General features: G+C 39.2%; 18 protein-coding genes. 15 read left to right on the top strand and 3 right to left on the bottom strand.

Annotated features, from left to right (window positions below):
- Positions 1 to 2: 2 nt before the first annotated feature.
- Genes BGC7_RS13300 through BGC7_RS13310 form a run of 3 tightly spaced genes read right to left on the bottom strand, consistent with a single transcriptional unit; the run spans position 3 to position 4,555 of the window.
- The gene (locus BGC7_RS13300) at positions 3 to 680 is read right to left on the bottom strand and encodes a M15 family metallopeptidase (protein WP_050702174.1); all 678 of its coding nucleotides are present in this window, start codon (positions 678 to 680) and stop codon (positions 3 to 5) included.
- Positions 670 to 1,521, bottom strand: a complete 852-nt coding sequence (locus BGC7_RS13305) for a hypothetical protein (RefSeq protein ID WP_050702094.1) — start codon at positions 1,519 to 1,521, stop codon at positions 670 to 672. The genes BGC7_RS13300 and BGC7_RS13305 overlap by 11 nt, the downstream gene beginning before the upstream one ends.
- Positions 1,499 to 4,555 (bottom strand): glycoside hydrolase family 3 N-terminal domain-containing protein, encoded by a 3,057-nt coding sequence (locus tag BGC7_RS13310; RefSeq protein WP_050702095.1) that lies wholly within the window; start codon positions 4,553 to 4,555, stop codon positions 1,499 to 1,501. Before BGC7_RS13310 ends, BGC7_RS13305 begins: the two co-directional genes overlap by 23 nt.
- Before the next feature lie 296 nt (positions 4,556 to 4,851).
- Here BGC7_RS13310 and BGC7_RS13315 point away from each other — a divergent pair, with 296 nt between their 5' ends.
- The 15 genes from BGC7_RS13315 (at position 4,852) to BGC7_RS13385 (ending at position 21,161) form a co-directional block, all read left to right on the top strand.
- Positions 4,852 to 5,730, top strand: coding sequence for a phosphatase PAP2 family protein (locus tag BGC7_RS13315; RefSeq protein WP_050702096.1), 879 nt, complete (start codon positions 4,852 to 4,854; stop codon positions 5,728 to 5,730).
- A gap of 145 nt (positions 5,731 to 5,875) precedes the next feature.
- Positions 5,876 to 6,235 carry a 50S ribosomal protein L19 gene (gene rplS / locus BGC7_RS13320; RefSeq protein WP_050702097.1) on the top strand — a complete coding sequence of 120 codons (360 nt, stop codon included), beginning with the start codon at positions 5,876 to 5,878 and terminating at the stop codon, positions 6,233 to 6,235.
- A 198-nt stretch (positions 6,236 to 6,433) separates the two neighbouring features.
- Entirely contained in the window at positions 6,434 to 7,654 is a 1,221-nt protein-coding gene (hflX, locus tag BGC7_RS13325; protein WP_050702098.1) for a GTPase HflX, read from the top strand.
- Positions 7,655 to 7,656: 2 nt separating this feature from the next.
- Positions 7,657 to 8,499, top strand: coding sequence for a peptide chain release factor N(5)-glutamine methyltransferase (gene prmC, locus BGC7_RS13330; protein WP_050702099.1), 843 nt, complete (start codon positions 7,657 to 7,659; stop codon positions 8,497 to 8,499).
- Positions 8,500 to 8,717: 218 nt separating this feature from the next.
- Positions 8,718 to 9,224, top strand: coding sequence for a regulatory protein RecX (locus BGC7_RS13335; protein WP_050702100.1), 507 nt, complete (start codon positions 8,718 to 8,720; stop codon positions 9,222 to 9,224).
- Entirely contained in the window at positions 9,205 to 9,894 is a 690-nt protein-coding gene (locus BGC7_RS13340; protein WP_050702101.1) for a ComF family protein, read from the top strand. Before BGC7_RS13335 ends, BGC7_RS13340 begins: the two co-directional genes overlap by 20 nt.
- Before the next feature lie 271 nt (positions 9,895 to 10,165).
- Positions 10,166 to 11,530, top strand: coding sequence for a histidine--tRNA ligase (hisS, locus tag BGC7_RS13345; RefSeq protein ID WP_050702102.1), 1,365 nt, complete (start codon positions 10,166 to 10,168; stop codon positions 11,528 to 11,530).
- Positions 11,531 to 11,858: 328 nt separating this feature from the next.
- Positions 11,859 to 12,320, top strand: a complete 462-nt coding sequence (locus BGC7_RS13350) for a division/cell wall cluster transcriptional repressor MraZ (RefSeq protein ID WP_050702103.1) — start codon at positions 11,859 to 11,861, stop codon at positions 12,318 to 12,320.
- Between the two features lie 5 nt (positions 12,321 to 12,325).
- Positions 12,326 to 13,237, top strand: a complete 912-nt coding sequence (gene rsmH / locus BGC7_RS13355) for a 16S rRNA (cytosine(1402)-N(4))-methyltransferase RsmH (RefSeq protein ID WP_050702104.1) — start codon at positions 12,326 to 12,328, stop codon at positions 13,235 to 13,237.
- Positions 13,238 to 13,254: 17 nt separating this feature from the next.
- Complete coding sequence (locus tag BGC7_RS13360; protein ID WP_050702105.1) at positions 13,255 to 13,581, top strand: FtsL-like putative cell division protein; 327 nt, start codon at positions 13,255 to 13,257, stop codon at positions 13,579 to 13,581.
- Positions 13,582 to 13,596: 15 nt separating this feature from the next.
- A complete protein-coding gene (locus BGC7_RS13365; protein ID WP_050702106.1) occupies positions 13,597 to 15,801 on the top strand; it encodes a penicillin-binding protein in 2,205 nt (734 codons plus the stop codon).
- 15 nt (positions 15,802 to 15,816) lie between these two features.
- A complete protein-coding gene (locus BGC7_RS13370) occupies positions 15,817 to 17,268 on the top strand; it encodes a UDP-N-acetylmuramoyl-L-alanyl-D-glutamate--2,6-diaminopimelate ligase (RefSeq protein ID WP_050702107.1) in 1,452 nt (483 codons plus the stop codon).
- 16 nt (positions 17,269 to 17,284) lie between these two features.
- Positions 17,285 to 18,547, top strand: coding sequence for a phospho-N-acetylmuramoyl-pentapeptide-transferase (gene mraY / locus BGC7_RS13375; RefSeq protein ID WP_050702108.1), 1,263 nt, complete (start codon positions 17,285 to 17,287; stop codon positions 18,545 to 18,547).
- Positions 18,548 to 18,555: 8 nt separating this feature from the next.
- Entirely contained in the window at positions 18,556 to 19,890 is a 1,335-nt protein-coding gene (murD, locus tag BGC7_RS13380; protein WP_050702109.1) for a UDP-N-acetylmuramoyl-L-alanine--D-glutamate ligase, read from the top strand.
- A gap of 32 nt (positions 19,891 to 19,922) precedes the next feature.
- Positions 19,923 to 21,161: an FtsW/RodA/SpoVE family cell cycle protein gene (locus BGC7_RS13385; RefSeq protein WP_050702110.1), complete on the top strand. Its 1,239-nt coding sequence runs from the start codon at positions 19,923 to 19,925 to the stop codon at positions 21,159 to 21,161.
- The last annotated feature ends 6 nt before the right edge of the window (positions 21,162 to 21,167 follow it).

Here is a 21,167-nt window from a genome sequence, read left to right on the forward strand (position 1 = left end):
AGCTATTTTATTACTTTGTAAAACTTTCGGGCTTCGGTTAGCGAAACAGCATTGAAGTGCCACCACTCACCCCTGATAGTAAGGAAACCTGCATGAATCATCACCTTTCGCAATAAACCCCTATTTTTCACTTGCTGCTTTGTCAGCAAACCCTGAGCTACAAGCTCAGCCTCTTTGTTTATTCCTGCTGCCCGTCCAAAAAAATCGAAAGGAGTACCCATATCCAACGGTTTTCCTTTTTCATTGCAAACGGTGAGATCTACAGCCATGCCATAATTGTGAAGCCCTGTACGAACAGGATTAGCTACATAAGCAGCATATTTGGTATTCTGTACAACCTCATACATTTTTTTTTGCACACTCAACGGACGAACGGCATCGTATACAAGAAGACTATATCCGGGATAGAGCGTCTTCAAATACTTTTGCGCATCAATAAGCTTTTGGGCTGCTAATGGATGCAGGTATATATTAAACAAGCTGTCGTAGAGGATTGTTTTTGTAAAATTATCGGTAGTCGCATATTTTAAATCATATTTTATTGTCTTATCCTGAGCGCTAACATTTATAAGATTTTGTTTTTGCAGATAACGCTCAAGCGAAACGGTCTTGTCCTGTGCTATTGTAAATAGCGGTACGAACAATAGGATAAAACAATAAAATACAGAGTTACTCTTCATCATCGTCTTCTTCGTCAAAATCGAACTCCACATATTCACGGCTCAGGATTTCATCTATTACTGCACAAGCCTCTGCATAGGTAGATGTAGCATTCAGTCGGTCGATAGAAAGATAAGCCTCTTTCAGCGACTGCAGCATCACCCTATCCTCTTCGTTAGGTCCCATTTCGGGGCTCTCGATAAACCAATGAAGTTCGTTCTTAAGATTTTCGCGAGCAGCATTATAGAAACCTAGAGCAGCTTCCCTTTCTCCTATCTTTTCTTTAGCTTTAGCTGCTTCTATCATATCGTGCCCTATTACATTCTTATAGTTACCCATAATAGTCAACGATATTTTAAGTCTCATTACAACAGCAAAATGCAAAGCATCTGCATCATCTTTCTGAGTATAATAATAGCTTAACGACTGCAAACTGTTTCGCAGATCAACAGCCTCACTAATCAGCACTTCGTGAACTTTTCGGGCAGGATAGCCACGACCTTCTTCCTGAATAATATCTACCACAGAAGGAATAGATTCGAACAGCCTATCCACAACCTGAAGGCGAAGGCTCTCATAGTTGCCATTAATATCTAAAGCAAAAACAAGACGTATAAGGTTCCTTATAAGAGAGCCGTTATTTTGCTTTATTATAGATAGGTTATATGTTTCTAAAGCCTCACTCTTTCCTGTCGAAAATAGTTCTATCATAATCTTATCAAGAATAGCCGCCTCAGCTTCTTCCCGAGGAAACACAAGCAATAATTCTTCAATTTTGTTCTCGATGATTAGATTCCAGACTTCCTTATTTTCTCCGTCAAGAAACGTCCGCACATTGTCATTCAGTGTCAGTTTGTTCATCTTCTGTTTCAGTATTAGATTTATTATCTGTTAGTTCTTCTGTACTTTTACTTTTTCTCAGAGCTTTATATATTTCTTCCTGAATGCGTTGGCGTATACCCAATGTCATCAATTGCTTATGAGTACGTTTTTCATTCACTCTGTTCGACAAAAATATATAAATTAAATCATTATCGGGGTCTACCCAGAAACAAGTTCCGGTAAATCCTGTATGACCGTATGTACTCGCCGGTGTACTGATAGATGTAGGTCCTGACTTATTAGTGCGCATTTCGGGTTTGTCAAAGCCCAGTCCCCGACGCGAAGACGAGCTCTTGGTTGTAGTAAAAAGCTGGCAGGTTTTTTCAGAAAGGTACCTCTCTCCTCCGTATGTTCCTTTGTTCAACCACATTTGATAGAGCTTTGCCAGATCGTTTGCATTAGAAAATAATCCTGCATTACCCGATACGCCGCCCATAAATGCCGCTCCTTCATCGTGCACATATCCTTGCAAAAGTTGTTTACGCAAAAAATCATCTTTTTCTGTAGGAACAATACGGTTCTTATCAAATTTACTCAACGGATTATAGGTAGTCGTTGTTGCACCCAATTTCATGAAAAAACTCTTTTGTAGAAAGGTATTCAAATCTTCCGTTGCAATATCTTCAACAACCTCTTTCAACAACATAAAGTTAAGACAACTATAGAAATATGTTTTCCTCTTACGCAGCTTAGAATCCGCAATAGCTTTCACAATCGTATCCTGATAGGCTTTGTTCACATACATCTTTTCGGCTAAGGGCAAAAAGCCTGCTTTGGGAATAGAAGAAACAAGATTTGGTTTAAATTTATAATCGACACGAGCCCATGTACTTTCGTCAAATTGAGCAGAGTAAAGAGGTGTTTTTGTTCTGTTAAACAAGCGTCCCTCGTAACTGGATTTATCGATTGCATCCATATAATACGGAATAAATGAAGGCAGGCCTGTTTCGTGCAACAGAGCTTCACGCACAGTAATTCCGACCTTATTCGTATGTTTGAGTGCTTTAATGTATGTACTCAAAGGAGTGCTCAGTTTTATTTCCGACTCATCGTACAGTTTCATAATAGCAGGAACGGTAGCCGACGCTTTGGTCATAGATGCAATATCGTAAATATCGCTATTTGTAACTTTTCTCTTGCCATCATATTCAAACGAACCAAACGAGCGGTTGTATATAATTACTCCACTCTTAGCAACTAGAACCTGACATCCAGGAAAAGCTTGAGCATTTATACTTTCATTCACGATTGTATCTATTGCATTGAATCTGTAAGACGGAATATTCAATGCCTCAGGCACTTCGTAACTTAGTCTTACTTTTTTTGTTTTCAATCCCTTACCTTCTTTAAATAAGCCTTTCACTGATACCGGAATTTTACCATCTGTCTTATTCCCCCCGAATATGGCCTGAGCAGCATAATCCTGAGCCAGATCTGTTCCTTCATAGGCCAAAAGCACTCCGTCGGCAGCTTTTACAGATGCAGCATAAGTGGCCATACGATATGGGACTACAAAGAACGTAAGAATCGTCTCTTTCCCTTGAGTGACCGTCCTGATAGCGGCATCTGCATTTGTCCGTGTAGTATGAACGGAAACGATCACTGTATTGTAAGGTTCAATATCCTTTTTCAACTTTAGCAGTGCATTGGCGTCTGAGGCTGTAAAGCAAGATACATCCGCATAGTTTTTCAGCATATTGTGAAATGTATTATCAGCATTTTCTCCGATAGCTACAGCAGCAATTTTCCGTTTATTTAGCTTTTTGAGAGGAATTATATTTTCATCGTCTTTCAACAGTGTTACCGAAGCCTTATTCAGCTCTCTATTGATCCAATCAGCGTTCGCATTATTAAGATTCTGCAACAAATTGTCAGTAGGCAGACTGCTTGCTTCATTTATATGCAGTATGTATTTATACATAAGAACCTTTTTGCATTTCGCTTCCAGTAAAGAATCGCTCAAAACACTATCTGCTACAGCCTTTTTTACCGATTCATAATCTTTGACAGGATCGACAGGTCCCAGAAGAATATCATTACCTGCCAATAAGGCTCTCACACAATAATTCTCTTCTCCCGAAACACCTTTCATCTGCAATCCATCGGTAAAGATAAGGCCGGAGAAGCCCAACTCAGTTTGCAGCAAATCTGTGGCTATAGCCGACGAAAGGGAACTTGGCTGATTGCCTGCATCCAAAGCAGGAATATTCAGGTGAGCAACCATCATACCTGAAAGTCCTTCTTTTATATATTCCTTAAAAGGTCTTAGCTCAACATCCTCCAACCTGTCTTTGTCATTCTGGATAACGGGCAACACCTTATGAGAGTCTGTAGATGTATCTCCATGTCCTGGAAAATGCTTTGCGACAGCCATCACGCCACCGGCTTCCAGTCCTTTGGAATACATAATACTCAGTCGGGCTACACGCTCCGGGTCTTCACCAAAAGAACGGTTACCTATCACAGGATTATCAGGATTGCTATTGACATCCAGTACAGGAGCAAAATTGACATGAATACCCATCAGGCGACACTGACGAGCTACTTCCAGTCCATAATAGTATAGTAACGAATCGTTCTGAATAGCTCCTAGCATCATATTTCGGGGAAACTGAGTTGTGTTTGAGAGTCTCATCGACAATCCCCATTCGCCATCGAGAGAGATCATCAACGGAACTTTCGACACGCTCTGTCCTACATTTGTCAGATTAAGCTGCTCTACGGGTGTACTCTTCGAAAACAGAAGTCCTCCTACATGTTGATTTTCTACCAGAGAAACGATCTTATCCCTATTGGTCTGATTGTCGGAACTGAGAACAACGGGCATAAATAGCTGTCCGATGCGTTGATCGGTACTCATCTGATTATAGATAGAATCCACCCATTTGGTCATAGAAATTCTGTCCGCCTCTTTATATAAAGAAGGGGTAATTCTTTTATTATCCAACGCCTTTATCGACAGACAAAAAAACGAGATTGCGATAGAAGTCGCAAATATATATTTTATCTTCATTGTGATCTGTTATGAATAGTTTTGAAAAGATATATGATACCTTCCTCCACAAAAATAAAACGAATATGTTTTATTAAAAGGATTGTATCCATTAATTAAACATAGATTAACAAAGTCATAATTATAATTGAGCTATTTGCAGAAACAGAACAAAATGCGATCCCTACCCACTTTCAGAAAAATCTAATTTAATATGAATTATCGTATACAAAAGTTCGTATCTTATACGTTATAGTTTACGGTTGATCTATTATGCGGCTTTGATGCAAAAACATATTATATTGGAGAAATAGAAGATGAAAACTCTTATCATCATTTTACTTATACTGAAGAATGTTATACCTTTCTATGCACAGGAAAAGAGGTTATTAAATATCTACAAAACCAAACCTCTACAGAGTAGCGTTTCATTAGACAGTACACTAACTCCCAAGATCATTTTTTCACAGCCAAATACCGAACCATTAAAATACCAGAACAAAATCAATGTCGATTTCGAAACCGAACAAAGATGCTTCAAATCGATGTACCCCAGATTAATTATACCCGTTACTTTTCTCGCTTACGGAATAATGGCACAGGAAAATCATTTGATGAAGGAACTGGACAGAAGCACCAACCACGAAGTGGAGGAACATTATACACATCCAATGATATATGACGATTATCTTCAGTTTGTACCGGCTATTTCGGTCTATGGACTAAATCTGATAGGTATAAAGGGACAACACAACCTAAAGGATGTAACAGTGATTATGGCAACATCACATTTGCTAATGGCCGGAACGGTAAATATATTGAAGAGTACAACAAATGTATCACGCCCCGACAATTCGGCACGAAACTCTTTCCCTTCAGGCCATACTGCAACCAGTTTTGTGGGAGCACATATATTATTCCGGGAATATATCGGGATATCTCCTTATATAGCTATCAGTGGATATCTGGTATCTTCTGCTACAGGTACGCTACGCGTGCTGAACAAAAGACATTGGGTGAGCGATGTCGCTATGGGCGCCGGAATAGGGATGCTTAGCGTGGAGGCAAGCTATTTATTACTGCCTGTTATCAACTCCGTTTTGTACCCGAATGCAGGTAAGCAAAAAAGTCAACTGGCTATAGTACCATCCATCGGCAAGAATGAATATGGAATGGGAATGGTATATGTATTTTAAAAAAGTAATAACAGCGTGTAAAATAGAGACCTAAGACTTTTGTGTATTTCAAAAATATATTTACCTTTGCATCCGCTTTGCGTAATCTCTGACGGGAGATACTCGTGTATATTGCGTATATTAACAACAAAACCATTATATAGTCATGGATTTAATTAAAGTTGCTGAAGAAGCATTTGCCACAGGAAAAGAGTTTCCTTCATTCAAAAGTGGTGATACGATTACAGTTGCTTACCGTATCAAAGAAGGTAACAAGGAGCGTGTGCAGCAGTATCGCGGAGTAGTTATCAAGATCGGTGGACATGGAACAAAAAAACGTTTTACTGTTCGTAAAATGTCTGATAACATTGGCGTAGAAAGAATTTTCCCTATCGAATCTCCATTTATTGACAGCATTGTAGTTAACAAAGTGGGTAAAGTTCGTCGTGCTAAATTGTATTACCTACGTGGTCTTACAGGTAAAAAAGCCAGAATCAAAGAAAAAAGAGTTAACACTAAAGCTTAATTTCTTATTCTGTCTGTTGCACAGAAAAATATACGAAGAGCCTGTCTACAAAACAGGCTCTTTTTTTTCCTCTTTCATCATAAAATCTACAAACAAATGAAAATTAATCATCATTCTCCGAAATAGAAATTATAGGAAAAATAATTTCTATCTTTAACTTTTTCAATACCAATACATTTATACTTATCAGACTTTTATATGAAAGATTTTATAATATCAGAATCAAAAAATAAAGAAGCAATCCTTGTAGGACTTATCACTCCTCAGCAAAATGAGGATCAGATAAAGGAATACCTTGATGAGCTTGCATTCCTTGCCGAAACAGCAGGAATAACCCCTGTGAAAAGCTTCACCCAAAAACTGGATTATGCAAATCCGGTTACCTTTGTAGGCACGGGGAAATTACAGGAAATAAAACAGCATATGGAGGACAACGAGATTGACCTTGTGATATTCGACGACGAGTTGTCTCCTAAGCAAATACGAAATATAGAAAAAGAGCTACAGGTAAAAATACTTGACCGAACAAGTCTTATCCTCGACATCTTCGCCATGCGGGCTCAGACAGCCTATGCCAAAACGCAGGTAGAACTGGCTCAGTATCAGTATATGTTGCCACGCCTTACTCGTCTGTGGTCGCATCTCGACCGCCAGCGCGGAGGGGGTGTAATGATGCGTGGTGTGGGAGAAACACAGTTGGAAACAGACCGCCGTATAATTACAGAGAAAATAGCAAAGCTGAAAGAAGACCTGAAAGGAATAGACAGACAAATGGCTTCGCAACGGAAGAACAGGGGAAAGATGGTGCGTGTAGCCCTTGTAGGATATACCAATGTGGGCAAATCTACATTGATGAACCTCCTGAGTAAATCGGAGGTGTTTGCCGAAAATAAGCTATTTGCGACACTGGACACTACCGTGCGAAAAGTGATAATAGACAATCTGCCATTCCTACTTTCCGATACTGTGGGATTTATACGAAAACTGCCTACACATCTGGTAGAATCGTTCAAATCGACATTAGACGAAGTTAGAGAGGCTGACCTGCTTCTGCATGTTGTAGATATTTCTCATCCAAACTTCGAGGAACAGATAGAGGTAGTAAACAGCACCCTGCTCGATATCGACAAAACGGAAAAGCCGACAATACTTGTTTTCAACAAGATAGATGCATTCACCTACAAGCCAAAAGACGAAGACGATCTGACTCCAATGACTAGAGAGAACATATCGCTGGACGAACTGAAAAAGTCGTGGATGAACAAGATGCACGATGATTGTATATTTATATCGGCAAAGGAGAAGGTCAACCTAGAAGAACTGAAAACAAAGGTATACGACAGGGTAAAGGCTATACATATAGAGCGTTACCCGTACAACGACTTTTTGTTTCAGAAATATGATGAGGAAGCAGAATAAACATGCACTTACTCGTCGACTATATAAAAAAATCACTTGAAGCGTATTATCCCGGAGACGAAATTCCGGGGTATACACGCATCATTATAGAACACATCACAGGAAAAACCTATTCGAAGGCAATGCTGGAAGGCAATGCTCTGACAAAAGAGCAGCAGGAATATATCCACACCATTGTAGACAGGCTGAAACAATACGAACCGATACAATATATTCTGGGAGAAACAGAGTTTTTCGGACTACCATTCTCCGTAAATGAGAATGTACTGATTCCTCGTCCCGAAACGGAAGAACTTATTGAACTTATACTAAATGAAAATAAGCAACCTAATCTATCGGTACTAGATATAGGAACAGGTAGCGGCGCTATCGCTATTGCTTTGGCAAAGCATCTCAGGGAAGCTAAAGTGTCTGCATGGGATATTTCTCAAAATGCACTAGAGGTAGCCGGACGAAATTCTAAAACTAATGAAACAAATATCTATTTTCGAGCTATAGATGTTCTTAAGAAATATCCACGAGACGAAAAATTTGATATAATAGTCAGCAATCCGCCTTATGTCCTCGAAAGTGAGAAAGCAGAGATGGAACAAAACGTGTTAGACTACGAGCCTCATCTGGCCCTTTTTGTACCCAACGACAAAGCTTTGTTGTTTTACGAACGCATAGCCGAGATTGCTCTCGATATACTGAAGCCTCAGGGAAAGCTCTATTTTGAGATAAACAGAGCAAAAGGACACGAAGTGTTGGAAATGCTAAAAGATAAAGGATTTTCCGACATAGCTCTGTTTCAAGATCTAAGCCGAAATGACAGGATGGTGAAAGCAACAAAACTTTATCTATAAGGGAAGTCCCTCCAAACCTTTCCGAAAGAGAGGCTTAGCGAAGCCAATACTGATCAGCTAACAGTAATCAGTCAGCAGTTAGTATAGGAGGTATATTTCTTGTGTCAGCTGGATCTCCCCTCTGGAGAGATGAAGAGGGACTTGATAATGTACAACTTTGTAAGGTTTTAGTTAAAATTATGTTTTTCAGAAACGATCAGATTAGTTGAACTTTGGAAATGAAAGATTCAATAAACAAAAGGACAATAACCGAACCACAGGCACTCAACCGAATAGCAGCCTATTGTTCACGAGCCGAACGATGCGAATATGATATCCGCAAAAAGCTTGTAGCATGGGGATTGCCCGATGATGCCATTAAAAGAATTACAGACCGGCTGAAAAAAGAAAAATTTCTGGATGACGCTCGCTTTGCCCGAGGATTTATTAACGACAAACTGAAATTCAATAAATGGGGGCGCACTAAGATCATATACGAGCTTCGTAAACGAAATATACCTGATTCTGTCTACAATCCGATACTCGACGAATTGTCAGGCGATGAATTTGAAAATCAACTGATGTACATCCTTTCCATTAAGGTCAAATCTGTAAAAGCAAAAACAGAATACGAGAAAAAGACCAAACTTATCCGTTTTGCTCTTGGGCGTGGTTTTTCTATGGATATGAGTATCAAATGTGTGGATAAGCTATTAGGAGGCGACTATGAAGAGTATAATTCATAACTTTTTGAGCCTCTTTTTCCCCGACCTGTGCGTTGTATGCAAAGACAGATTGTCGGAAGGAGAAACTCATATCTGCAGCAATTGTCTTATCTTATTGCCTAAGACGAACTTCCATTTGCAACCGGACAATCGTCTCGAGCAATTTTTTGCAGGGCGAATTCCCTTCAAGCGTATTGCCGCCTATGCCTATTTTCTAAAAGGAGGCAGCATTCAGAATATTATACATGAACTTAAATACAACCGTAATCCCGAAATAGGGGTTTTTATAGGAAAGTTATGTGGCGAAAATATAAAAGACAGTGATTTTGCTTCATCTATAGACCTTCTTATTCCCGTTCCTTTGCATCCGAAAAGAGAAAAACAAAGGGGATATAATCAGTCTCTCGAGATATGTAAAGGAATATCTGAAATAACGCAGATCCCTATAGATAGCGGTACTCTCACCAGAACGGTGAATAATCAATCGCAGACAAAAAATTCTCGTTTCGACCGTTGGAAAAATGTTGAGGATATTTTCACTCTGACAAATATTGAGAGCTTTCAGAACAAGCATATCTTGCTAGTAGATGATGTGATTACAACAGGATCTACCCTAGAGTCGTGTGCAAAAGAGATTCTCAAAAGCGAGGGTGTAAAGATTAGTATCTTTGCCGTAGGAACAGCCAACTGAGATAATAAATAGAAAGAACTATAGTTCGGCAAATAAACATTGAATAACACAAAGATTAAATTATCAATGATATAGAGTCAATTCTTTTGTCAAAGCGACTTCGAATTGTTCTATGAAGTCTCAAAGAGTAATATTTAAGAAAAAGTATAAAACTGTCACTTTTGTCACTTTTTAGTTAAAATCAGAATATAGAAATCTTAAAAGCTGATACTTTGTAACTCGTAAGATATTTTTACCTTTGTACTCCAATAATATTTTGAATACTAAAGCTATGTCACAACCTTCAATTCCTAAAGGAACAAGAGATTTTTCGCCAGAAGAAATGGCGAAACGCAACTATATTTTCGACACCATCCGCGAAGTATATAAGTTGTACGGTTTTCGGCAAATTGAAACTCCTGCAATGGAGAATTTATCAACACTGATGGGAAAATACGGAGAAGAAGGAGATAAGCTATTGTTCAAAATACTTAATTCGGGAGACTATCTCAAAGGCATTTCAGACGAAGAACTAACAGAAAGAAACGTTACCCGCCTAGCTACAAAACTCAGCGAAAAGGGTCTCCGCTACGATCTTACTGTGCCGTTTGCACGCTACGTGGTAATGCACCGCAACGAGATTACATTTCCGTTCCGCAGATACCAGATACAACCGGTATGGCGTGCCGATCGTCCCCAAAAAGGGCGCTATCGCGAATTTTTCCAATGCGACGCAGACATTGTGGGGTCAGACTCTCTTATCAATGAAGTAGAGCTGATCCAGATAATAGACGAAGTATTCAATCGCTTTGGCATTCGGGTATGTATAAAACTAAACAACAGAAAGATACTATCAGGTATTGCCGAAATAATAGGAGAATTGGATAAGATTGTAGACATCACTGTTGCTATCGACAAGCTTGACAAAATAGGATTGGATAAAGTAAATGAAGAGCTGGCTTCTAAAGCGATATCAGCAAAAGCCATAGAGCAACTACAACCCATTATTATGCTGCAAGGCACTAATGAAGAAAAGCTTGTAATTCTGAAAGAAGTTTTAAAAGACTCTCGGATAGGTCAAGAGGGTGTAGAGGAACTTGCGTTTATACTAAACAAACTGAAAGTAACGGGTATTCGCTCCGAACTTGATCTCGATCTCACCCTTGCCCGTGGGCTGAACTACTACACAGGAGCTATTATAGAAGTGAAAGCTCTCGATGTGCAAATAGGAAGTATTACCGGAGGTGGACGTTACGATAATCTGACAGGTATTTTTGGACTTTCGGGAGTGTCGGGGGTCGGAATTTCTTTTGGTGCCGACCGCATATTCGACGTACTCAACCAGCTCGACCTCTATCCCAAAAACTCGATACAAAACACGAAAGTACTGTTTGTCAACTTTGGGGAGAATGAAGAAAACCACATCTTCTCTGTAATTGCAAAAATACGCAAAGTTGGTATCTCTGCAGAAATATATCCGGAAGCAGCAAAGATGAAGAAACAAATGTCTTATGCCGATTCCAATAATATACCTTATGTTGCTATAATAGGGGAAAATGAGATACAGGAAAACAAAGTAACTCTCAAAAACATGACCAGCGGCGAACAAAAACTACTGACAATAGAGGATTTTATCAGAGAACTATCTCAGTCATAATCATAGAGAAATACTTATACATAAAGTGCTCTTATCTAGAGTTATTAGATAAAAGTTACCTGAAAACACCATATTTATTAAAACCGGGTAAGCTCTCAATCCGAACTATCTGAGAAAGAATGCATAAGACTTCCCGCCCCTTTTGTTAATAACCTGTTGATATCTTTACATAAAAATCTAATAATTAGCACACTAACACTGTTAATAACTTACTAACAGGCTGTTGATAAGTTTTTCGGCATTTTTAAGTGGGGAAAAGTGGGGAAAAGTGTTTTATTTTTATACCTTTACCATCGTTTAGCGTATATTGTTAAAATACAAAGTATTAATGTTGCAATTTCTAGGAAATATAGAAGCCAAAATCGATGCAAAAGCCCGAATTTTTGTACCGGCAGCTTTTAGGAAGATATTACAATCTTCTGCCCAAAACACATTGATACTCAGGAAAGATATATTTCAGGACTGCCTTGTGCTCTATCCTCTGCAGGTATGGGACGACGAAGTTGCAAAATTACGCTCACGGCTAAACAGGTGGGACAAAGAGCAGCAAGCTCTTTTCAGACAATTCGTTGTTGATGCTGAACGTCTCGAAATGGATGCCAATGGACGGATTCTCATTCCGAAACGGTATTGTCAGATGATAGGTGTTACCTCTGATGTGAGATTCCTTGGTGTAGACAACACAATCGAAATATGGAATAACGATTCTCTGGAACAAACTCTGATAGATGCAGATGCCTTTAGCTCCCGAATTCAGGCATTGATGAACAATGACCCACAAAACGACTAACCATTATGGAACAAATGTATCATGTACCTGTACTACTCAAAGAAAGTGTGGACGGAATGAATATTCGCCCTGACAGTACTTGCGTAGACGTTACATTCGGAGGAGGAGGCCATTCGAGAGAAATACTTTCTCGCCTGAATAATAAAGGACATCTATACGCCTTCGATCAGGATGAAGATGCGATAGACAATATACAAAACGACAGTAGATTCACCTTTATTCGTGGCAATTTCAGATTTCTAAAAAACTTCATAAAGTACCATGATGTAGACGGAGTAGATGCCATTCTTGCCGACTTAGGAGTATCGTCTCATCATTTCGACGACGAAGGACGTGGATTCTCTTTCCGCTTCGAAGATAGTGATTTGGATATGCGCATGAACCAGAACGGAAGAAAGACCGCTGCATACATATTAAACAACTATACAGAAGAACAGTTGGCTGATATATTCTACCTGTACGGAGAACTGAAACAGTCGAGACGCATTGCTTCTGCAATAGTAAAGACAAGAAAGGAAAAGTCTTATAAAAAAATAAGCGACCTCCTAACGACCTTCGCACCGCTTATACCCAGAGGCGAAAAAGAAAAGAAGATGCTGGCACAAGCATTTCAGGCGTTACGCATCGAAGTGAATGAAGAAATGGAAGCATTGAGGGAAATGCTGGAACAGGCTCTCGAAATATTGAAACCGGGAGGCCGGCTATCTGTAATAACGTATCATTCGCTCGAGGATCGTATGGTAAAGAACTTTTTCAAAACAGGTAACTTTGAAGGAAAGATAGAAAAAGACTTTTACGGAAACTTTGAAACTCCTTTCCGACTCATAAACAACAAGGTAATCATACCTTCCAAAGATGAAGAGAACATAAACCCTCGCTCGAGGAGTGCAAAGTTGAGGATAGTAGAAAAAATTTGATAGCAATACAGCAAAGGATGAAAGCAAAAGACATAAAAAAGAAAATAATGTATATTCTGGGAGGAACAGTCCTCACAGAAGATTTCTTCTGGAAAAATGCCCGATTCATCGCTACTGTTTTCATCATAATTGTTTTATATATAAGCAACAGATACAGCTGTATCGAAAAAATGGCGAAAATAGAATCGCTTCAATACGAGCTAAAAGATGCTAAATACGAATCTCTTACCATATCCTCTCAACTGATGGGAGTAAGCAGAGAATCGAAAGTAGAAGAACTGGTTCTGAAAAACGGAGTCGAAATTAAACTGACAAAAGACCCTACTTACAAAATCAAAGAATAAAAGACTAAGATATATATGGCAAAAAAATCTGAAGGAGCAATGAAGAATGTAGCAGTCAGCCGTTATGGTTGGTTGGTATTCCTATTGTCCATGATTTTCATTGCAGTCATTGTCTGTATCTTCAAAATAAAATATGCAGAAGGATCTGCATGGAGAGAACTGGGACGTCAGGAGACTGTAAAAAAAGACAGAGAGATACGCCCCAACAGAGGAAATATATATGCCGACGATGACCGCCTTCTGGCCACAAGCGAACCTTTATATGGGGTATATATCGACTTCATGTCGGAGGGAATAGCAAAAGATACGCTGATGAAATATGTGACTCCGCTATCACAATCTTTAGCTAAGAAGTTTCCTGACAGAAATGCGGCTCAGTATAAAAAAGTAATAATGGACGGATGGCAACTCAGCAGAAAAGAACTTGCCGAAATAGAACGCAACAGAAAAAACGGGTCAAATAAAAAAGTCAAAGTCCGCAGCCGTTATGTAAGAATCATACGTCCCGATATCAACTACATTGACCTGAAAGAAATAAAGACTTATCCATTCCTAAATCAAAGAAGCAATAGAAGTGGTCTGTTCACCGAAGAAAAAACTATGCGGATGAAACCTTTTGGAAGGCTGGCAGGCAGAACTGTTGGTTCTATTTTCAAAGATTTTGAAGCAGGGGGAGCAAGTGGCCTTGAACTCAAATATGATTCCATCCTCAAAGGCATACCGGGAGTTAAGACCCGTCAACGTGTACAAGGAAGATGGATAGATGTAGTATTGGAGGAGCCTGTTGATGGCTTAGACATAAAAACCACTCTGAATGTAGATGTACAAGATCTGGCTGAAAGAGCATTGTATAGCAAGCTGGCTGAAACAAAGGCAGAGTCAGGCGTAGCCATTGTAATGGAGGTGGAGACCGGTGAAATAAAAGCCATAACAAACCTCGACAGAATATCGGAAGGGGTATATGCAGAAGGCAACCCAAATGCTTTTTCATATATGTCTGAGCCGGGATCGACATTCAAAACAGTCTCGTTAATGGTTGCCTTAGAAGATGGAGTAATAACTCCAAACGACTCTGTATATGTAGGCAATGGACTCTTCGAATATAAAGGACGGACTGTACGTGATCACTACTGGCGAACCGGAGGACGAAAAGATTATATGACTATTGCCGAAGGGATGCATATATCATCCAACGTTGTAATATCAAAGATGATACTGAAAGGATACGAAAACGATCCTCAGAAGTATGTAAAACATATACACGATCTGGGTATCACAAAGAAAATAGAATGGGATGTCCCTTTGAAAGGTAAAGAGGGGACTTCTGTAATACGTTTTCCAGACGACAAGTTCAATATATGGTCAAAGACAACTCTGCCATGGATGTCTTTTGGCTACGAAACGCAAATACCGCCTATCTACATGCTAATGTTCTATAATGGGATAGCCAATAATGGAAAAATGATAAAGCCATTCCTCACAAAAGCATTCATGAAAGATGGCAAGATAAAAGAGGAGTTTGAAACTGAAGTTATAAATCCATCTCTATGTTCCGACAAAACCCTAAGTGAGATACAAGAAATCCTCAGAGGAGTAGTAACAAACGGAACAGGGAAAGCCGTGAGCTCTGACTTATTTCCTATTGCAGGAAAAACAGGGACAGCAATGATTGCAGCAAGAGGGGGCTATGAAGGATATTATGTTTCTTTCTGTGGTTACTTTCCTGCCGACAAACCTAAATACACTTGTTTTGTGGGCATACGCAGACCAGTAGGCTCTCCATCCGGAGGACTGATGCCGGGTGCCGTATTTAAAAATATAGCAGAAGGAATCTTCAATCGCAATCTGGTTTCCACTCCTGTAAAAGCATCAAAAGATACAGTAAACTCGTTAATACCGGCAGTAAAGAGTGGGTCTTTGAAAAATACGGAATTAGTATTAAAGAAGCTGGATCAATCATATTCCCTTCTGGAGAAGGTTGATTGGATAAAGGCAAAACAAGATTCTCTTGACAACAAGATTCTTCTCGAAAATAATGTAACTATAAAACAAGGATTTGTGCCAAGTGTTATAGGTATGGGAGCACGCGATGCGATATACTTACTCGAGAATGCAGGATTGAAAGTAAACCTAAGCGGAGCTGGAAAAGTTAAGCGCCAATCTATTACAGCAGGAAGCAAAGTTATAAAAGGCAGTACAATCTCTATCGAATTAAACTAATAAAAGAATACAGATATGAAATTACAAGATTTACTTAAAAACATAGATGTAGTTGAAATAAAAGGAAATGACAATCCAGAAATATCAGGGATTTTTACCGATTCTCGCAAATCTGTTGTCAACTCTGTCTTTATAGCATTAAAAGGCGTACAGGTAGATGGACATCAATATGTGAACAATGCGCTAGAACTAGGAGCAAAAGCCATTATATATCAAGATAAAATTGATACATCAAAGGACGGTATCACCTATGTAAAGGTAAAGGATAGCGCCGATGCAGCAGGAAAAATAGCAACACATTGGTACGAAGATCCATCCACTAAGCTGAAATTAGTTGGAGTGACAGGTACAAATGGAAAAACAACAACAGCGACCTTACTATATGAGATGTTTCGTAAGCTAGGATATAAAGTTGGTTTGCTCTCTACAGTAGCCAATTATATAGATGGAGTTGCCTTCCACGCCACACATACTACCCCAGACCCTATCTCTCTGAACGAGATGTTGAAAAAAATGGTAGATGAGGGGTGCGAATATGCATTCATGGAAGTTAGTTCACATGCCATACACCAAAAGCGTATCAGTGGTCTGAAATTTGAAGGAGGAATATTTACGAATATAACCCAAGACCATTTGGACTATCACAAAACAATGGAAGAGTATTTGAAAGCTAAAAAAGCATTTTTCGACAATCTTCCTGACACCGCATTTGCCCTTACTAATGCAGATGACAAGAGTGGCTTAGTAATGTTGCAGAATACCAAAGCCAAAAAGTACACATACTCAGTACGCTCTCTTGCCGACTTCAAAGCGAAGATCATAGAAAAACACTTTGACGGAACAGCTGTAGAGTTTAACGGAAAAGAATTACAAGTTCAGTTTGTAGGAGTATTCAATGTTTATAATTTATTGGCTGTATATGGGGCAACAATCCTACTTCATCAGGATCCTGATCAGGCATTATTAATTCTCAGCACACTGAAACCCGTAGCAGGAAGATTCGAAACAATTCGTTCTTCGGACGATTTTACTGCTATTGTCGATTATGCTCATACTCCCGATGCTTTGACTAACGTTCTGGAAGCTATTCACGAAGTACTTGATGGCAATGGACGTGTAATAACTGTAGTAGGCTGTGGAGGGAACAGAGACAAAACAAAACGCCCTATAATGGCTCGTGAAGCAGTACGACTAAGCGATCAGGTTATTCTTACATCAGACAATCCTCGCTTCGAAGAACCTCAGGCAATAATAAACGATATGGCAGATGGACTTAATAGTCAGCAAATGAAAAAAACTCTTTTGATCGTTGAGCGCGAACAAGCGATAAAGACAGCCTGTACTCTGGCCAAAGCCGGAGACGTTATTCTAATTGCAGGAAAAGGACACGAAGACTATCAGGATGTGAAAGGTGTGAAACACCATTTCGATGATAGAGAAATAGTTAGAAACATATTCAACAATTAAAACTTAGATATATATAATGTTATATTATTTATTCGACTATCTGGACAAATTAGACTTTCCCGGAGCAGGAATGTTTCGTTATGTTTCGTTCAGGGCAGCATTTGCTCTAGTCTTATCGCTTATTATATCTACAGTGATAGGCAGACGCATCATCGATAAATTGCAGAAGTTACAGATAGGAGAAATAGTCAGAAATTTGGGATTGGAAGGGCAGCTCAGTAAGAAAGGAACACCCACTATGGGGGGTATTATTATAATAATTGCCATACTTGTTCCGGCTCTGCTTCTTGCCCGTTTAGATAATATATATATTATATTGATGCTTATAACCACTGTTTGGCTCGGTACATTGGGCTTTTTGGATGATTATATCAAAGTATTCAAAAAAGATAAAGAAGGTTTGCACGGCAAATTTAAAATAATAGCACAGGTGGGTTTAGGTCTCATTGTAGGGTTAACACTCTACCTCAGCCCCGACGTTATTATCCGTGAAAATGTAGAATATCGCAATCAGGACAATATTATAGAGCGTGTAAGCTATATCGAAGAAGGTGTAAAATCTACCCAGACAACAATTCCTTTTGTAAAAAACAATAATCTGGACTACGAAAGCCTTGTTTCATTTATGGGAGATTATGCTGAGCCTGCTGCATGGGTATTATTTGTAATAATAGTAATATTCATTGTAACAGCTGTGTCTAACGGAGCAAATCTTACGGATGGTTTAGACGGACTGGCAGCAGGAAGTTCTGCCATTATAGGAGTCACTCTCGGCATTCTCGCTTATGTATCGGGGCATATGGGTTTTGCTTCATATCTCAACATTATGTTTATACCCGGTAGCCAGGAGTTGGTTATATTTGCGGCTGCGTTTATTGGGGCTACAGTAGGGTTCCTCTGGTACAACGCATTCCCTGCTCAGGTCTTTATGGGCGACACTGGGAGTCTTACATTAGGAGGTATTATCGGGGTATTCGCAGTAGTGATTCACAAGGAGTTATTGTTGCCTATATTATGCGGAATATTCTTTGTAGAAAGTATTTCGGTTATGATGCAGGTATTCTATTTCAAACTGACAAAAAAGAAATATGGAGAAGGACGACGCATTTTCAAAATGACACCATTGCATCACCATTTCCAAAAAGCAGGAAATGCCGGCATACAGGCTATTTTTCAAAAGCCAATCGGTCCTATTCCTGAATCAAAAATAGTAGTCCGGTTCTGGATCATAGGTATTATCCTTGCAGTCTTAACATTAGCAACCCTAAAAATGCGATAACAAGTTATATGAACAAGATCATTATATTAGGAGGAGGAGAAAGTGGTGTAGGCTCTGCGATACTTGCACAAGCCAAGGGCTTCGATGTATTTTTATCCGACAATGGCCCTTTGCAGGAGAAGTATAAACAAGAGCTTGACCAGTATAATATCCCTTACGAAGAGAAAGGACATACAGAAGATCTTATCCTTGCAGCTACCGAGATAATAAAAAGCCCCGGTATTCCTAATTATGTTCCCCTTGTTCAACAGGCAATAGCCAAAGGGATTCCAATCTTGTCGGAAATGGAGTTTGCGAAAAGGTATACCTCTGCAAAAATGATTTGTATTACAGGTAGTAATGGTAAAACTACCACAACAAGCCTAATTTATTATATTCTTAAATCGGCAGGATTGAATGTAGGATTGGGTGGAAACATCGGAAGAAGTTTTGCCCGTCAGGTAGCAGAAGAAAGCTTCGATTATTATGTTTTAGAACTAAGCAGTTTCCAGCTAGAAAACATGTATAGTTTTAAGGCTGATATAGCTATTTTACTTAACATTACACCCGATCATCTCGACAGATACGATCACGACATGCAAAAATACGTGGATGCAAAAATGCGTATTGCACAAAACCAAACAGAGCATGATGCACTTATATTCTGGGAAGAAGATCCTGTAGTAAGTAAAGAAATTAAAAAACTTACATCTTCTGGCAGACGTTATACTTTTGCCGAATATAAAACAGGAAATGCAATCGCTTACTCTGAAGATAATAAGATAATTATAAACACTCCCAAATCCACATTTGTTATGGAACAGGACTTATTGGCATTGGAAGGAACACATAACCTCTACAACTCTTTAGCTTCGGGCATTACAGCTAAATTACTGGATATTACCGACGAAAATCTACGCCAATCGCTAAGTGATTTTAAAGGAGTAGAGCACCGTTTAGAGAAGGTAGCCAAAGTAAGAGGTATTCAGTTCGTAAACGACTCTAAAGCGACCAACGTAAACTCATGTTGGTATGCCTTGCAAAGTATAAAAACAAAGGTTGTACTTATTCTAGGAGGTACAGACAAGGGTAATGATTATACCGAAATAGAACAGCTTGTGAAAGATAAAGCCCGTGCATTGGTTTATCTTGGAGCCGACAATAGTAAACTTCATAAATTCTTCGATAGCAAAGTTGCAAGAACAGAAGATACGGCTTCGATGAAGGAGGCAGTAGAAAAAGCTTATACTCTTGCCGAAGAGGGAGATACAGTCCTTCTTTCACCATGTTGCGCAAGTTTCGACTTATTCAAAAATTATGAAGACAGAGGTATTCAATTTAAAGAGTGCGTAAGGAAACTTTAAGATTACAAAACCTGTTTATAATTAAATAAGATATGGAATTCAATTTTTTAGGAAAAGCTTTCAAAGGAGACAAAGTCATTTGGTGCATATTCATTGCCTTATGTATTATCTCTTTACTTGAAGTATTCAGTGCTACGAGTACGATTGCTTATCGTCAGCATAGTCACTGGGGGCCAATCCTGCGACACGCCGCATTTCTATTGATTGGGTTCGCTGTAGTTATGTTTCTGCAAAGAGTTCCCAGCAGGTTCTTTTCTATTCTTCTCCTGGGACTTCCCATATCTGCTATTTTACTGATTATAACGATGTTTATGGGAGAAGATGTAAATGGAGCTCAACGCTGGCTGGGAATAGGAGCCTTTACAATACAGCCTTCCGAGTTCGCTAAAATTTCGGCTATTGGGTTTGTTGCATTCTTTCTCAGCAAGATGAAAGCTGACAATGAAGGTTGGATATTCAAAACTCTGATTATTGGCATAGGGGCTTTATGTCTGCTTATAGCTCCCGAGAATCTGTCTACAGCTTGCCTTTTGTTTGGAGTATGCTTTCTTATGATGTTTATAGGACAAGTAAGTATTAAAAAGCTTGGGCTTATTGCTCTTACAGGCATAGCGGGAGTCGTACTCATATTGGGAAGTCTCACTTTGATGCCCGATGAAATAGCGAAAAAATATCTTCCGGATCGGTTAACAACATGGAAAAATCGAATAGAAAGACACGATGACAAAGTTTCTATCAACGACCTGAAAGAAGATGGTACTTTAGCTTACAAAATAACAGATGAAAACTATCAGGTATCACATGCCAAAATAGCCATTGCAAACGGAGGAGTAATAGGGCTTCCCGGTAGTGGAACCGAAAGGGATTTTCTGCCACAAGCGTACTCCGACTTCATTTTTGCCATTATTCTCGAAGAGATGGGACTTCTGGGTGGTTTATTTGTTTTATTATTATATGTTGCTCTTATGATCAGATGCGGAGTGTTGGCATCGAAATGCGAAAAGAAATTTCCTCGTTATCTTATTCTGGGAGCAGGACTGATTCTCACGATACAAGCCCTCGCCAACATGGCGGTAGCAGTAAATTTGATTCCAGTAACAGGACAGCCGCTACCTTTGGTTAGTCGGGGAGGAACATCTACGATTATAACATGTGCTTACTTTGGCATCATTCTGGCTTGCTCTTCGAAATTAAACGATCAGGATCATGAAGATGTTGATGAAAGTATTGCCAATGTAGACTTTGAGCCAACAGAAGAACCGACAAATTAAAGACTA

This window comes from Dysgonomonas sp. BGC7, assembly GCF_001261735.1.
GTDB lineage: Bacteria > Bacteroidota > Bacteroidia > Bacteroidales > Dysgonomonadaceae > Dysgonomonas.

Bases quoted from the DNA above. Each gene is read 5' to 3' on its own strand.
- rsmH (WP_050702104.1), top strand. From the start codon at position 12,326: ATGGAACAAATGTATCATGTACCTGTACTACTCAAAGAAAGTGTGGAC.
- BGC7_RS13315 (WP_050702096.1), top strand. From the start codon at position 4,852: ATGAAAACTCTTATCATCATTTTACTTATACTGAAGAATGTTATACCT.
- BGC7_RS13365 (WP_050702106.1), top strand. From the start codon at position 13,597: ATGGCAAAAAAATCTGAAGGAGCAATGAAGAATGTAGCAGTCAGCCGT.
- hflX (WP_050702098.1), top strand. From the start codon at position 6,434: ATGAAAGATTTTATAATATCAGAATCAAAAAATAAAGAAGCAATCCTT.
- prmC (WP_050702099.1), top strand. From the start codon at position 7,657: ATGCACTTACTCGTCGACTATATAAAAAAATCACTTGAAGCGTATTAT.
- BGC7_RS13370 (WP_050702107.1), top strand. From the start codon at position 15,817: ATGAAATTACAAGATTTACTTAAAAACATAGATGTAGTTGAAATAAAA.
- BGC7_RS13340 (WP_050702101.1), top strand. From the start codon at position 9,205: ATGAAGAGTATAATTCATAACTTTTTGAGCCTCTTTTTCCCCGACCTG.
- BGC7_RS13310 (WP_050702095.1), bottom strand. From the start codon at position 4,555: ATGAAGATAAAATATATATTTGCGACTTCTATCGCAATCTCGTTTTTT.
- hisS (WP_050702102.1), top strand. From the start codon at position 10,166: ATGTCACAACCTTCAATTCCTAAAGGAACAAGAGATTTTTCGCCAGAA.
- BGC7_RS13305 (WP_050702094.1), bottom strand. From the start codon at position 1,521: ATGAACAAACTGACACTGAATGACAATGTGCGGACGTTTCTTGACGGA.
- rplS (WP_050702097.1), top strand. From the start codon at position 5,876: ATGGATTTAATTAAAGTTGCTGAAGAAGCATTTGCCACAGGAAAAGAG.
- BGC7_RS13335 (WP_050702100.1), top strand. From the start codon at position 8,718: ATGAAAGATTCAATAAACAAAAGGACAATAACCGAACCACAGGCACTC.
- mraY (WP_050702108.1), top strand. From the start codon at position 17,285: ATGTTATATTATTTATTCGACTATCTGGACAAATTAGACTTTCCCGGA.
- BGC7_RS13360 (WP_050702105.1), top strand. From the start codon at position 13,255: ATGAAAGCAAAAGACATAAAAAAGAAAATAATGTATATTCTGGGAGGA.
- BGC7_RS13385 (WP_050702110.1), top strand. From the start codon at position 19,923: ATGGAATTCAATTTTTTAGGAAAAGCTTTCAAAGGAGACAAAGTCATT.
- BGC7_RS13350 (WP_050702103.1), top strand. From the start codon at position 11,859: ATGTTGCAATTTCTAGGAAATATAGAAGCCAAAATCGATGCAAAAGCC.
- BGC7_RS13300 (WP_050702174.1), bottom strand. From the start codon at position 680: ATGAAGAGTAACTCTGTATTTTATTGTTTTATCCTATTGTTCGTACCG.
- murD (WP_050702109.1), top strand. From the start codon at position 18,556: ATGAACAAGATCATTATATTAGGAGGAGGAGAAAGTGGTGTAGGCTCT.